General features: G+C 38.7%; 14 protein-coding genes, 1 tRNA gene and 2 pseudogenes. 16 read left to right on the top strand and 1 reads right to left on the bottom strand.

The window, feature by feature from the left end; genetic code table 11:
* Positions 1-43 precede the first annotated feature (43 nt).
* Positions 44-115: pseudogene (locus LJE11_RS20375) on the top strand (hypothetical protein); the annotation flags it as partial.
* Between the two features lie 66 nt (positions 116-181).
* Here LJE11_RS20375 and LJE11_RS10605 read toward each other — a convergent pair.
* Positions 182-1,135 (bottom strand): alpha/beta fold hydrolase, encoded by a 954-nt coding sequence (locus LJE11_RS10605; protein ID WP_227295957.1) that lies wholly within the window; start codon positions 1,133-1,135, stop codon positions 182-184.
* A 633-nt stretch (positions 1,136-1,768) separates the two neighbouring features.
* Here LJE11_RS10605 and LJE11_RS10610 point away from each other — a divergent pair.
* The 15 genes and pseudogenes from LJE11_RS10610 to LJE11_RS10680 form a co-directional block, all read left to right on the top strand.
* Complete coding sequence (locus LJE11_RS10610; protein ID WP_025578451.1) at positions 1,769-2,536, top strand: ParA family protein; 768 nt, start codon at positions 1,769-1,771, stop codon at positions 2,534-2,536.
* On the top strand, positions 2,536-3,510 hold the full coding sequence (locus tag LJE11_RS10615) for a ParB/RepB/Spo0J family partition protein (protein ID WP_025578450.1): 975 nt from the start codon (positions 2,536-2,538) through the stop codon (positions 3,508-3,510). The genes LJE11_RS10610 and LJE11_RS10615 overlap by 1 nt, the downstream gene beginning before the upstream one ends.
* Before the next feature lie 13 nt (positions 3,511-3,523).
* A complete protein-coding gene (locus tag LJE11_RS10620) occupies positions 3,524-4,042 on the top strand; it encodes a DUF4446 family protein (protein WP_020993348.1) in 519 nt (172 codons plus the stop codon).
* 192 nt (positions 4,043-4,234) lie between these two features.
* Positions 4,235-5,527, top strand: coding sequence for a serine--tRNA ligase (gene serS / locus LJE11_RS10625; protein ID WP_118331685.1), 1,293 nt, complete (start codon positions 4,235-4,237; stop codon positions 5,525-5,527).
* Between the two features lie 32 nt (positions 5,528-5,559).
* Entirely contained in the window at positions 5,560-6,435 is an 876-nt protein-coding gene (locus LJE11_RS10630; RefSeq protein ID WP_227295959.1) for a DUF3881 family protein, read from the top strand.
* Positions 6,436-6,816: 381 nt separating this feature from the next.
* Positions 6,817-7,626: a hypothetical protein gene (locus LJE11_RS10635; protein ID WP_227295961.1), complete on the top strand. Its 810-nt coding sequence runs from the start codon at positions 6,817-6,819 to the stop codon at positions 7,624-7,626.
* A gap of 490 nt (positions 7,627-8,116) precedes the next feature.
* Positions 8,117-8,190 (top strand) — tRNA-Arg (locus tag LJE11_RS10640).
* Between the two features lie 422 nt (positions 8,191-8,612).
* Positions 8,613-9,482 (top strand): ParB/RepB/Spo0J family partition protein, encoded by an 870-nt coding sequence (locus LJE11_RS10645; protein ID WP_227295963.1) that lies wholly within the window; start codon positions 8,613-8,615, stop codon positions 9,480-9,482.
* Between the two features lie 14 nt (positions 9,483-9,496).
* Positions 9,497-10,282: a ParA family protein gene (locus LJE11_RS10650; protein WP_055163322.1), complete on the top strand. Its 786-nt coding sequence runs from the start codon at positions 9,497-9,499 to the stop codon at positions 10,280-10,282.
* Complete coding sequence (locus LJE11_RS10655) at positions 10,272-11,174, top strand: ParB/RepB/Spo0J family partition protein (RefSeq protein ID WP_227295965.1); 903 nt, start codon at positions 10,272-10,274, stop codon at positions 11,172-11,174. Before LJE11_RS10650 ends, LJE11_RS10655 begins: the two co-directional genes overlap by 11 nt.
* A gap of 78 nt (positions 11,175-11,252) precedes the next feature.
* On the top strand, positions 11,253-12,251 hold the full coding sequence (locus LJE11_RS10660; RefSeq protein ID WP_227295967.1) for a DUF6017 domain-containing protein: 999 nt from the start codon (positions 11,253-11,255) through the stop codon (positions 12,249-12,251).
* A 9-nt stretch (positions 12,252-12,260) separates the two neighbouring features.
* Positions 12,261-12,557, top strand: coding sequence for a hypothetical protein (locus LJE11_RS10665; protein WP_118339751.1), 297 nt, complete (start codon positions 12,261-12,263; stop codon positions 12,555-12,557).
* 7 nt (positions 12,558-12,564) lie between these two features.
* Positions 12,565-12,969, top strand: coding sequence for a hypothetical protein (locus LJE11_RS10670; protein WP_118339754.1), 405 nt, complete (start codon positions 12,565-12,567; stop codon positions 12,967-12,969).
* A 134-nt stretch (positions 12,970-13,103) separates the two neighbouring features.
* Positions 13,104-14,081 (top strand): choloylglycine hydrolase, encoded by a 978-nt coding sequence (gene bsh / locus LJE11_RS10675; protein WP_227295969.1) that lies wholly within the window; start codon positions 13,104-13,106, stop codon positions 14,079-14,081.
* Between the two features lie 38 nt (positions 14,082-14,119).
* Positions 14,120-14,206, top strand: a pseudogene (locus LJE11_RS10680) (GTP pyrophosphokinase); the annotation flags it as partial.
* Between the last annotated feature and the right edge of the window lie 53 nt (positions 14,207-14,259).

A 14,259-nucleotide genomic window follows, 5' to 3' on the forward strand; every position in this document is an offset into this window, starting at 1 on the left:
TAGAGCGTGTTTGAAAAATCATTCCCACAATCTGCACGCCCCATTTTGCGGTATATTTTGTCCGAATTCGGTTGCTGTAGTCACCGCAACGTCGCCTTCTTCCGACTTGAAATAAAAAAATTTATCCTTCAAAACTGTCTCAAAATCAACTCGTCGACTCATTCTGGCTTAAATATAAGGCTTAAAAGAAGATTTTAACCTGTTCAAGAAACGCTTCAGGTGCTTCAACATGTGGAAGATGTTTTGTTTCTTTGAGAACAGAAACTTCAATAGCCGGGTTGGAGGCACAATAATCATTAGTGACAGCCTTTCCGTTTGGTTCTGTTTCACCTTCAACAATATAAATACTGTTATCCAGTGCCTTAAGTGCATGACAAATATTTATATTTATATACTTAGCTGCAAGACTGGAGTACAAAAATCTGGTATAATATCCACCTTTATGAGCTGCTTCATAATAAGCATCTGCCATTTGATTATCCACATGGAATGGATTATAATACATCTTCTCGATAAAAAGATTATTTATATTATCACGTGATACGATCATATGATAAACCAGAGTTCCGAAAATCGGAATTTCCAGAGCTGCTTTTAACAGGCGGTCCTTTCTGTTTGGCATCTGTTTTAATTGAGTCAGGCTGGGCGGATTTATCAGCATGATTTTGTTAAAAAGTTCTTTCTCATTGTGACAGGCCATAGTAACAAAAGAGCCTGAAAAACCACTTGCAATCACATCTGTTTTCTGACCAATTATTTTTTTGATAAAATCACTGATCATCTGAACATAAACAAAATTTGTATAGGTAATGCTGGATTTGTCCGAACGTCCGCATCCTAACAAATCAACAGTATATACGGTATGGTCAATTGCCAGTTCGTCTTCAATTTTGCTCCATTCATACCCGGAAGCTCCAGGTAAAGTGTCATGAATCAAAAGAATCGGTGACCCAGTTCCCTTTTTGGTATAATAAATGTTCCCAAAGCGCCATTCAAAGTAATTGTCATTAGAAATGTGGAGCATCTGTTTTAATTGTGCAGCAGTAGCAATCGTGTGGTTAATGAAATGAACAGCAACAGTTGCGCCGGTCATCAGAGCAGCAAATGTAAGAAATTTGTGCTTGTTTTTACTCATTTTCGGCCTCCTTTATCAAGCATAACAAGTGATTAGCCTGCTAAAATTATATACCCATATTATACCGCGATACTGTCTGTTTTACAAGAAAATATGATGCGAAAAAAAGAACCATATGGATTGATGATGTTACTGTTCACTCCGTTCACAGCAACACGCTTCGCGATGCACAGAATTTATGCTAATCGCATAAATTCGCGCGGTATGTCTCGGGTTTTCTGTGACCTTCACTCACAAAAAACACCTCGCGGGATATTACCAGTGAACAGTAACTTGATGATTACTGTTCACACACCACAATCCTGCGAGGTGTTTTGGCATGAATGTGCCAAAATCCCGAGACATACAAGCCAAAATTCTATTGCCGCAGGCAATCTGGAATTTTGGCTACGTTACTGAGAATGGAGTGAATAGTAACGATTGATGGAAAAAGAAAATGTCAATCACCACAAAATATACAATATTTATGCTAAAAATAATGTGTTTTTTTATGTTTCACGTGAAACATTATGTGGCATGATTAAAATAAAAGTGTTATAATAAACCTGCGTATGCCTGTTGGCATTATAAAAAATAATGTAACAGGCAAAATAGGAATAACTACAATTAAAACCTCATAAAGGAGGAATGAAGTTGGGAAGAATTATAGCAGTTGCTAATCAGAAAGGCGGAGTTGGAAAGTCAACAACTGCAATTAATCTTTCAGCATGTCTTGCAGAAAAAGGGAAAAAGGTTCTCGCAATTGATATGGATCCACAGGGAAATACTACCAGTGGTTTCGGCGTTGATAAGAACGGCATAGAAAATACATTGTATGAACTTTTGCTTGGAGAGGCAGAAACGAAAGACACGATTGTAAAAGATGTTGTTGAGAATCTTGATCTGATTCCATCTAATATTAATCTTTCCGGTGCAGAAATCGAGCTGGTAGGAATCGATGATAAAGAATTTATCTTAAAGGGAATCACAGATAAGCTTCGACGTAAATATGATTACATAATACTGGATTGTCCGCCGTCATTAAATATGCTGACGATCAATGCATTAACCGCAGCTACATCTGTATTAGTGCCGATCCAGTGTGAATATTATGCGCTGGAGGGACTTTCACAGCTGATTCATACCATTGATCTGGTAAAAGAAAGACTGAATAAACGTCTGAAAATGGAAGGCGTAGTATTCACAATGTATGACGCAAGAACAAACCTGTCTCTGCAGGTAGTGGAAAACGTAAAAGAGAATTTAAATCAGAATATTTATAAAACAATTATTCCACGTAATGTAAGACTGGCGGAGGCTCCAAGCTATGGACAGCCGATTAATATCTATGATCCGAGATCAGCAGGAGCAGAAAGCTACAGGCTTCTGGCAGAGGAAGTGCTCAACAGGGAGGATAATTAATGGCAGGAAGAAAAAACGGTCTTGGCAGAGGCTTAGATGCATTTTTTCCAGACAGAACATCTGTTGTCAAAGAACCTGCCAGAAAGACAATAACCAAAACAGTTAAAACAGAGAAGAAATCTGACGTAGCTGAAAAACAGACAAACCCTACTGTTGCAAAGAAGCAAACAGCAGATTCGAAAACAGGGGCAATGATCGTAAAGATCTCAAGTGTAGAGCCGAATATGGATCAGCCACGTAAACAGTTCGATGAAGATGCACTCATGGAACTGTCTGAGTCTATTAAACAGTACGGCGTACTCCATCCACTTCTTGTGTCTGATAAAAAGGACTACTATGAAATAATTGCAGGTGAAAGACGCTGGAGAGCGGCAAAGCTTGCCGGACTGACAGAGATTCCTGTAATTGTTAAAGAGTTTTCTGAGCAGGAATTAGTAGAAATTTCCCTGATTGAGAATATTCAGCGGGAAGATTTAAACCCTGTGGAAGAAGCGATGGCATATAAACGACTGATTGATGAATTTCATCTGAAACAGGATGAAATCGCAGAGCGTGTAGGGAAGAGCAGAACAGCAGTAACAAATGCAATGAGACTTCTCAAACTCAGTGAAAAAGTGCAGCAGATGCTGATTGATGAGATGATCACTGCCGGTCATGCCAGGGCAATCCTTTCGATAGCAGATAAGGAAAAGCAGGAATCAATTGCAATGAAGGTTTTTGACGAGAAATTAAGTGTTCGTGAAACAGAAGCGCTTGTAAAACGTATGCTGGAGCCGCCAAAAACAGCAAAGAAGAGCAAATTCAGTTCTGCTGAGGATGCAATATATGAGAGTCTGGAAGAAAAAATGAAAAGTATCATGGGTACCAGAGTTCAGATTCACAGAAAGAAAAATGACAAAGGTAAAATTGAAATTGAATATTATTCCAAGGATGAACTGGAAAGAATCATAGATCTTTTCGAATCCATTGGTTAGGAGTGACAGTAATATGAGTGGCATTTTTGAAAATCTTGGAATTGATTCCGGGATCATCATTATTATACTGCTGATTCTTACTATCTTCCTGCTGGTAAGGAATATCAGTATGAATATGCGCCTGAGCCGTCTGGAACGTAAATATAAGACGTTCATGAAAGGTTCAGATGCACAGTCTCTGGAAAAAGTATTCGTTAGAAAATTCGCTCAGATAGATAAGCTCTATGATGCGAAGGAAGAACATGATCATGATCTTCTTTTTATCAAAAAGAATCTTGATAAAATGTTTAATAAATATGGTGTAGAAAAGTATGACGCATTTGATGATGTAGGTGGAAAGTTAAGTTTTGCGCTGGCTTTACTGGACAAAGAGAATACAGGCCTTATCTTAAATGCAGTACACAGCCGGGACAATTGTTTTTTGTATATGAAAGAAATTGTAAAAGGCGAATCCTACGTTATGCTCAGCCAGGAAGAAGTAGAGGCACTTCGTAAGGCAGTGAATTTTGGACTGGATAATATTGAAGAATAAAGTTTTTTAAAAGTTACTGTGAACGGAGTGAACAGTAATGTTTAAAAGCTGAAAACAAGAGCATACTAAAAGAGAATCTGTTTTGTGCAGGAATGCACATGATATGATAAATTGATATCAGGGGGAAAGTTGTTGCCAGATTTTACCCTGACATCATTACATAATGTAATAGAATATTTCAGGAGGAACAAGATGTTAGATATTAAATTTGTGAGAGAAAATCCGGAAGTTGTAAAACAGAATATCCGCAACAAATTTCAGGATAATAAACTGGAATTAGTGGATAAAGTTCTGGAACTGGACAAAGAGAATCGCGAAATCAAACAGGAAGTAGAAGCTCTTCGTGCAGAGAGAAATAAAATTTCCAAACAGATCGGTGCACTGATGGCACAGGGAAAGAAAGAAGAAGCTGAAGAAGTAAAGAAACAGGTAGCTGCTTCCGGAACCCGTATTGAAGAACTTTCCACAAGAGAGAAAGAGGTAGAGGAAGAACTTCTCAAAGATATGATGGTAATTCCGAATATCATTGATCCATCTGTACCGATCGGTAAAGATGACAGCGAGAACGTAGAAATCGAGAAGTTTGGTGAACCGGTTGTTCCGGATTTTGAAGTGCCATATCATACAGAAATTATGGAAAATTTTGATGGAATTGATCTTGACAGTGCAAGACGTGTTGCGGGAAATGGTTTCTACTATTTAATGGGAGATATCGCAAGACTTCACTCAGCAGTAATTTCCTATGCACGTGACTTCATGATAAACAGAGGTTTTACTTACTGTGTACCTCCTTTTATGATCAGAAGCAATGTTGTAACAGGTGTAATGAGTTTTGCTGAAATGGATGCCATGATGTATAAGATTGAGGGTGAAGATTTATACCTGATCGGAACAAGTGAACATTCCATGATCGGTAAATTTATCGATCAGATCATTCCTGAGGAAGAGCTTCCGAAAACTCTTACAAGCTATTCTCCATGTTTCCGTAAGGAAAAAGGTGCTCATGGACTTGAGGAGAGAGGCGTTTACCGTATTCATCAGTTTGAAAAACAGGAAATGATCGTTGTCTGCAGACCGGAAGAGAGTCCGATGTGGTTTGATAAATTATGGCAGAATACAGTAGATCTGTTCCGTTCTCTGGACATTCCGGTTCGTACACTTGAGTGCTGCTCCGGTGACCTGGCAGACCTGAAAGTAAAATCTCTTGACGTAGAAGCATGGTCTCCACGTCAGAAAAAATATTTCGAGGTAGGAAGCTGTTCAAACCTTGGTGATGCACAGGCACGTCGTCTTAAGATCCGTGTAAACGGAAAAGATGGTAAGAAATATCTTGCACATACATTAAATAATACTGTTGTAGCACCGCCTAGAATGTTGATCGCATTCCTGGAGAATAACCTGAATGCAGACGGTTCTGTAAGTATTCCTAAAGCTCTGCAGCCATACATGGGTGGTATGACAAAGATTGAGAAAAAGCACGCTTAATGGAGGGTGAGCTTTTTCAGGGAGGTGTTCTTATGCACAGTTATCTGAGGGCAGTTGGTTTTTCCAGGATCACCAAAAGAAGCAGTATCAGACAGATCATTACGGATGTGGTTGAAACTTATGATGAGAAAACAGTCATAGAGAACTACCCTGATGGTATGTTTGCAGAGTTTTCCAAGAATTATGGATGCGATTGTGGAATTACTGTCTGCGGGCAGTATGATGAAAACAACGCATTTTATCCGGATTATTATTTTCCTTTTTTTCGCGGAACAGGCATTACAACACAGGAGAGTGTTGTGATAGAAAGACATGCAGACAAAGAATCTTTTGCAGGTGCCTGTGACGATTTGAGAATTGGGGTTACTTTAATTTTCTATCTTCAGAATGCGGCTGAGTATCTGCAACAGCGTGAAAAAGGCAACATACTTCCGGGTGGCCAGCCTTTAACCCTTTCCGGGCTGGCCAGGGAAGGAAAAATCCTTTTTCCTGTAGAGAAAGATAAAGAAGCAGTAAAAGCAGAACGTGAACTGACAAAGAACAGAAATCATCTCATTGCAGCCGCCAGAAACGGTGATGAAGAGGCTATGGAGAGCCTCACGATGGAGGATATGGATACATATTCCATGATTTCTCAGCGTATAGTTACAGACGATATTTTTTCTATAGTGGATTCCTATTTCATGCCATATGGAATTGAATGTGATCAATATAGTATCATGGGTGAGATTCTGGATTTTATGACATTCAAGAACATTATAACAGGAGAAGAAATCTGCCAGCTTACATTAGACTGTAATGATATGCAGTTTGATGTTTGTATCAATAAGAATGATTTGCTGGGGGAGCCAAAGATCGGACGTAGATTCAAAGGAATCATATGGCTCCAGGGACAGTTGCACTATTAATTAAAATGATTTATGATGGCATGGACGAATATTTCGCCTATGCCATCTTGTGATTTACAAGAATATGTTTCACGTGAAACATGCTTATAACAATCCGCTTGACGAGGGAGTGTTATAGATATACATTTGTTACTGTTCGTACACCACTATCCTGCGAGGTGTTTTGGCATGAATATGCCAAAATCCCGAGACATACAAGCCAAAATTCCATTGCCGCAGGCAATCTGGAATTTTGGCTACGTTACTGAGAACGGAGTGAACAGTAATATACATTTCACGCCGGATATTTGCAATTTATTCCAAGGGTAAGAAAAGAAAGAATTACTATGATATACTTGGGGCAGGTAAGTCGGAAAACTAAAAAAAGGAAGATGACATTATATGAAAAATAAATTATGGAAACAATGGATGTTAAGTGGAGTTCTGGTTTCTGCAATGGTTGTATCATGCGGGGTATCTGTAAGTGTACAGGCAGAAGAAACAACAGAGACAGAAGAAGCAGCAGAAACCGATTCCTCTGCTGAAAGTGAAGATGATCTGCGGATTCTTTTTGATCAGGCAGTTGAAGATGCGATGATTGCTGAGGATGGTGAGATTCTTCCGGTAGTAAGCCTGGATGAGGGAGAGCCTTATGCAGTTTATAATGAAGAGGGAAGAGTTCTTCTATATACATTCCATAAATATCCGGACAGTTATCCGGATGGCACTGATGTGAAACTGGAATGGGGAAATGTATGGACATTTACAGGTGGTGAACTGGAAGACTGGTATCAGGAAAATAAAGAGGGTGTAACAGACTGGCAGACAAGAATGAAAGAATTGCTTGGTCTGACTCCTGATAATGAATCTAACTATGTTACAGCTATGTGGGTAAAACCGGAAGATGTTTTTCGTCCGGCATATATTTCGGATATTGGAACAGTAGAAATGACAGATTCATTCTCCGAAGATGTTGATGCGGATTATAAAGCATGGTTTGATGCGAACATTATTTCCAGCTATTATGATGGCGAATATCCATGGACAAGATTGGGATATACTTATGACTGGGCGGATAATGGACAGGCTTACGGGTTGTCTGAGTTTATCGTTAAACAGGATAGTGATGTAAAAGTAGCATATACTGTTGAACTGGGTGAGATGATTCAAATGCTGGAAGATAATACATGGAATCCGGAAGCAGAAAATTAGATAAGAAAAGCCAGATTGCACTTGTAATTTTCTTTGAAATATAGTATATTAGTTACTGTTCATACACCATTATTCCTCGAGGTATTTTTGCAAAAATATGCCAAAGTCCCGAGACATACAAGCCAAAATCCCATTGTCGCAGGTAATCTGGAATGAATTTTGGTTAAGTTACTGAGAACGGAGTGAACAGTAACTTATATTATGGGTGTTGATTAAATGTCCATATAGCTCAGCTGGATAGAGCACTCGCCTCCTAAGAGAAAGCCGAGGCATTCCCCAAAGGGAAAAAATGAAAAACAACTTTCAGTTCGAATCTATTCTGAAAAATACTAATGGTGACAACAAAGCATTCCCCAAATTGGGGAACGTTCTAATGTTACCAAATCAAAAAAATCTGTAGATTGACAACTCGAAATAGAGTTGATAATCTTATATATGGCCGAAGGGAAAAATCCCAGAAACCCAGTAAAATCAAGGGTTTGCGGCATGTGTCGTCATAGCTCAGCTGGATAGAGCACTCGCCTCCTAAGCGAGGGGTCGGAGGTTCAAATCCTCTTGGCGACGGGCTTCAAAGCGTTCGAAAATGTTAGCTGGATTAGCTGACAACGAACGCTTTTTTATTTTCAAATCACGTTCGTGACACAAAATTCCATTCAAAATGATCAATTTCCAGCTAACGCAATCCGATTTTTGTTAGCTGACAGCTAATCAAAATTACCGGTTTGCAAACATGGGTTTTAAGAAGTCCAGCTAACATTTGGGTTCCGCTCCGTTGTCACCCCTTATTCGGGGATGTAAATCAGAGAAAAGGCGGGAAAAGAAACAATCTCTCCCAAACCTGCAAACATAAATTAGCTGAAACAGTATTCGATTCTATTAGCTACAGCTAATGGTCAAACAGCAATGTCTGTTTGGAACTTTACTATTTATAAAAGTTCCAGGCAGGCATTTTTTAGTATCCTGAATCCTGGAGGAAAGGAGTCAAGATGACTGAGCCAAACAGACAATCAGAAGAAAACGAAGAAAGAATCATAGAAATTGAGATTGAGCGTCTTCGACCGTTCAAAGAGCATCCGTTTCAGGTGAAAGATGATAAGGAAATGTTTCTTCTGCAGGAAAGCATTGAGAAGTATGGAATATTAAATCCGCTGATCGTCAGACCGGTACCGGATGGATACTATGAGATCATATCCGGCCACAGAAGAAAACATGCTGCGGAGAAACTGGGATACCGAAAAGTACCGGTGATCATCCGGGTATTAAGTGAAGATGATTCCATTTTAAGCATGGTAGATTCTAATCTTCACAGAGAACGGATCAGCTACAGTGAAAAAGCTTTTGCTTACAAATTGAAGAATGACGTATTAAAAAGAAAAAATGGTCGAAAAAAGAGCCAAGTTGACCACAAAACACCAAGAAAGCGGGCGATAGAGATTATCAGCGAGGATTGTGGTGATAGCCTAAAACAAGTGCAGCGTTATATCTCACTGACAAAACTGATACCGGAAATGCTGCAGAAACTGGATGATGAGATTATTTCTTTTTGTCCGGCTGTAGAGATAGCTGCATTAAGTGAAAAAGAGCAAAAGGAACTGCTTGTAGCAATGGAGTATGCACAGGCAATCCCGTCACTCTCACAGGCCCAGAGAATCCGGCAACTGAGTAAAGAAAAGCAGTTGTCACTGGAAAAGATGGAAGAAATCATGTGTGAAGTGAAAAAGGGTGAAATCACAAGAGTAGCTTTCACAAACGAACAGCTACATAAGTATTTTCCGAATTCCTATACACCGGCAATGATGAAACGGGAAATATTGGCACTACTAAAATTATGGAAAAAAGAATCATGGGAAAGTTAAAGGAGGAAGCAATCATGTGTAAAGTTATATCCGTAGTAAACCAGAAAGGTGGCGTCGGAAAGACCACCACAACCGTAAATGTAGGCATTGGACTGGCAAGAGAAGGTAAGAAAGTGTTGCTGATCGACGCGGATCCACAGGGAAGTTTAACCGCAAGTCTTGGATATGAGGAACCGGATGATCTTCGCATCACACTGGCAACGATCATGATGGATGTCATCAACGAAGAAGAAATCTCTTTGGAAGATGGGATCTTACATCACCAGGAAAATGTAGATCTTCTCCCGGCAAATATTGAGCTTTCCGCACTGGAAGTAACGATGGGAAATGTTATGAGCAGAGAAATGATCATGAAAGAATATATCGATGCGATAAGATGCCGATACGATTATATCCTGATCGACTGTATGCCAAGCCTTGGTATGATGACAATCAATGCACTGGTCTCTTCCGATTCCGTGCTGATACCTGTACAGGCCGCATATCTGCCGGTGAAAGGACTTCAGCAGCTGATCAAGACCATTCTTACAGTAAAGAAAAGGCTGAACCGGAAACTGGCGATTGAGGGCATTCTCCTGACTATGGTAGATTTTAGAACCAATTACGCAAGGGACATTGCATCGAGAGTACATACAACCTACGGAAGCCAGATAGAAGTATTTGAAAATGTGATTCCGATGTCCGTAAAAGCAGCTGAGACCAGTGCAGAGGGAAAAAGTATCTACATGCACTGTCCGAAAGGAAAAGTTGCTGAGGCATATATGAAATTGACACAGGAGGTTTTGAATAATGAAAAATAGAAGTGGCGAAAAGATTAAACTGGCTAGTATTGATGAATTGCTTGGTGTGGTAAATGAAGAGTCAGCAATGGAGATAGAGATCAGTAAGATCCATTCGTTTAAGAATCATCCGTTCAAGGTGCTGGATGATGAAAAGATGCAGGACCTGGTAGAAAGCGTAAAGATCAATGGAGTGCTGACACCGGTACTGCTTCGCATGGATGAAAATGAAGAATATGAAATGGTATCCGGCCACAGAAGAATGCATGCAGCACAGCTTGCAGGACTTACAATGATTCCGGCAATTGTAAGGGAATTATCAGATGATGATGCCATTGTGGCTATGGTGGACGCTAACATTCAGCGAGAGGAATTGTTGCCGAGTGAGAAAGCCTTTGCTTATAAGATGAAACTTGAGGCAATGAAAAGACAGGGAGTTAGAACAGATTTAACTTTGTCTCAAAATGAGACGAAGTTGAGATCTGATGAAGTCTTGAGCAAGCAAGTTGGGGAAAGTAGAGCTCAGGTTCAAAGATTTGTACGATTAACAGAACTTATTCCGGAACTTCTTGATCTGGTAGATAACAAGAAGCTTCAGTTTACGGTTGCTGTCGATATCTCCTATATCGATAAGGAAGTACAGGAATGGATCTACGAATATATCAGAGACACTGGATTTATCAAGCCAAAACAGATTGCGGCACTCAGAAATCAGCTGAATAATGGACCAATCAATCAGATCCAGATGTTATCAATTTTCAACAACTGTGTGATGGCAAAGAAAGTATCCCGGTCTCTTACTTTCTCAGAAAAGAAACTGACAAAGTATTTTCCGGATGATTATACAGCCAAAGATATGGAGCAAGTGATTGAATCATTATTAGAAAAATGGATACAGGAACAGTCCTGTTAAAGATAGAAAAAGCTAAGAAAACAAAGTCAAAGAAGTTTAAAAAGAGGACTTCTTAGCAGAAAATGAAAGGAGGAAACTATGGAGAAAAAAATGACATTTAATTATTTTTACGGTACCGAAGCTGATCAGTTCAGCTTCTACCGCATACCAAAAGCATTATTTACAGACAGTTATTTTAAAGATTTATCGAGCAATGCTAAAATTTTATATGGACTGATGTTGAATCGAATGTCTCTTTCCATCAAGAATCAGTGGTTTGACGACAAAAACAGAGCATATATCTACTTTTCCATCGAAGATATCATGGAATTACTGAACTGTGGCAGAAATAAAGCCATTAAATCCATGAGAGAACTGGATGACGAAACAGGAATTGGTCTGATTGAGAAACGCAGACAGGGATTTGGAAAGGTGAAAGTTATCTACGTGAAAACCTTTATGCCTGAGAAAACAGATGAGAAAAAATTTGGAGAGGAATTAAAGAAGTTTAAAAAACAAACTTCTGTGGAAAATGAGGAATCTACAGAAGTTTACAATTCAAACTTCATGAAGTCCCAAAATCAAACTTCTAGAAGTCTCGAAAACAAACTTCAAGAAGTTTACATTTCAAACCCTAATAATACTAATCTTAGTGATACTGAAATGAATGATAATAAATCTAATCATATCATATCTGTGGATGAGAAAAGATTTGATAGCGATAACCGCTCTGAGGATTATCAGGCTTATGAAAACCTTGTCAAAGAGACCATTGATTATGAATCACTGGAAGTAACCCATCATGACGATATGCGACAGGTAGATGAAATCGTGAACCTGATCGTAGAAACTGTGATGTGTAAAAATGACAAGATCTTGATTGCCAGCAACTGGTATCCGGCATCACTGGTGAAGAAAAAATTTCTGATGCTGACCTATTCACATATCGAGTATGTCTTACACTGTATGCGTGGTAACACCACAAAGGTGAAGAACATCAAGAAATATTTATTAGCAGCCCTGTTTAATGCACCGTCAACGATGAACGGGTATTATCAGGCAGAGGTGAACCATGATATGCCAGGACTGGTAAGATAGGAGGTGTACATGTTTATTTTAAAACTTGCTGGGAAGATATTATTACTGCCGGTATGGCTGATTCTTTTTGTGATCGGCCTGGCAGTGAAGATGACAGTACAGACTTATGCGGTTGTCAGAGGGATCCTTGGGTTTATATTCACTTTGTTGATTATAGCGACTGCATACTGTTATCATGACTGGGTACAGGTTGCATTTCTATTTTCGCTGAGTGTAATTCTGTATCTGATCCTGTTTGCAGGAGTATTCGTGGACACTGTACTGGACATGACAAGAGAACGTCTTATTGATTTTATTATATCGTGAGGAGGATATGAAAATGAGCGAAAACAATGATTATATTCAGTTACCACCACTAAAAAAAGACACACCAGCCGATGTGGTAGCATTTATGTGGGAGTACATGAAAGTACCGGAGGATTCAAGAGAAAAAGTTAAGAATCTGCTTAAAGATGCAAATGAAAATGGAGTAAAAATAAGTCATCAGGCACCAACACTGTATGATGTTGTTCCGAAAGAAGAAATTGCTGAATTTGAAGAGCTTATGCGCAAAACCATAGCTGACATTGTATCAGAAGCCAGTAGCGTTGCCTGTTGGGTGTATGTGCAGAAATATGTGAAGCACAAAACCCTAAACGAAATGCTGCAAGAATTGCCAGACGTAGGTCAATTCATCCTAGCTATGAATACCTGGTTTGAAAAACTGATGGAGAAATAATCTAGGAAAATAGTTTAAAGTTTACATGTTATGATCATGTATGAAGTTGGAACAAAATAAAAGATTGTGCTATATTATTGTTCAAGAAAAAAACTCATTGACATATTTTAATCTATTTAGGAGGATAAACGATCATGTGTACAGCAGCAACTTATAAAACAAAAGATTTTTACTTTGGACGAACCCTCGATTATGAATTCTCTTATGGTGATCAGATAGTAATTACACCACGTAATTATGCGTTTAATTTTCGCCATGTTGGCGATATGAAAAATCATTATGCAATTATTGGAATGGCTCATGTTGCAGAGGATTATCCTTTGTATTATGATGCTATGAATGAAAAAGGAGTGGCAATGGCAGGACTGAATTTTGTCGGAAATGCTGTTTATGCCGCGATTAAGCCAGATGTGGAAAATATTGCACAGTTTGAATTTATTCCGTGGATTTTAAGCCAGTGTTCTTCTTTAGTTGAAGTTCGCGAGCTTCTTGAACGAATTAATATTGTTAATACTCCTTTCAGCGAGCAATTGCCATTAGCACAATTACACTGGATCATTTCTAATGAGAATGAGTCAATTACGGTAGAATCTATGTCAGATGGTTTGCATATTTATGATAATCCAGTAGGAGTGCTTACGAATAATCCGCCATTTCCACAGCAGATGTTTCAACTAAATAATTATATGCATTTATCTCCTAAACAGCCCAGAAATACTTTCTGCGAAAATTTGGCTCTTGATGCATATAGTAGAGGTATGGGAGGATTAGGTCTTCCGGGAGATCTCTCATCTTCCTCACGCTTTGTACGTGTAGCTTTTACAAAGGTAAATGCAATTTCAGGTGAATCAGAGGAAGAAAGCGTTAGCCAATTCTTCCACATTCTCGGATCTGTGGATCAGCAACGAGGATGTTGCGAAGTAGCGGATGGAAAATATGAAATCACATTGTATACGTCGTGTTGTAATGTTACAAAAGGTATTTATTATTACAATACTTATGAAAACCATCAGATCAGTGCAGTAGATATGCATGTAGAAAATCTGGATAGTGATAAAATGATTTGTTATCCAGTAATTCAAGGAGAACGAATCAACTATCAAAATAAATAATGTTTTGAAATCAGGGATGAGGTAGAAAGGAAAGTTCCATGACAAAAGATGAAGTAAAAAAACTCAGGATGAACAGTCCGGAATCACTACAGTTTTTAAATAATGCTACAAAATTTTATAATTTAACTTGTTGTGCTAGATAAAATAAAATATAAAGAAACTTCAACAAAATATGCTA

Source organism: Blautia sp. DFI.1.216 (genome assembly GCF_020594215.1).
GTDB lineage: Bacteria > Bacillota > Clostridia > Lachnospirales > Lachnospiraceae > Blautia_A > Blautia_A wexlerae.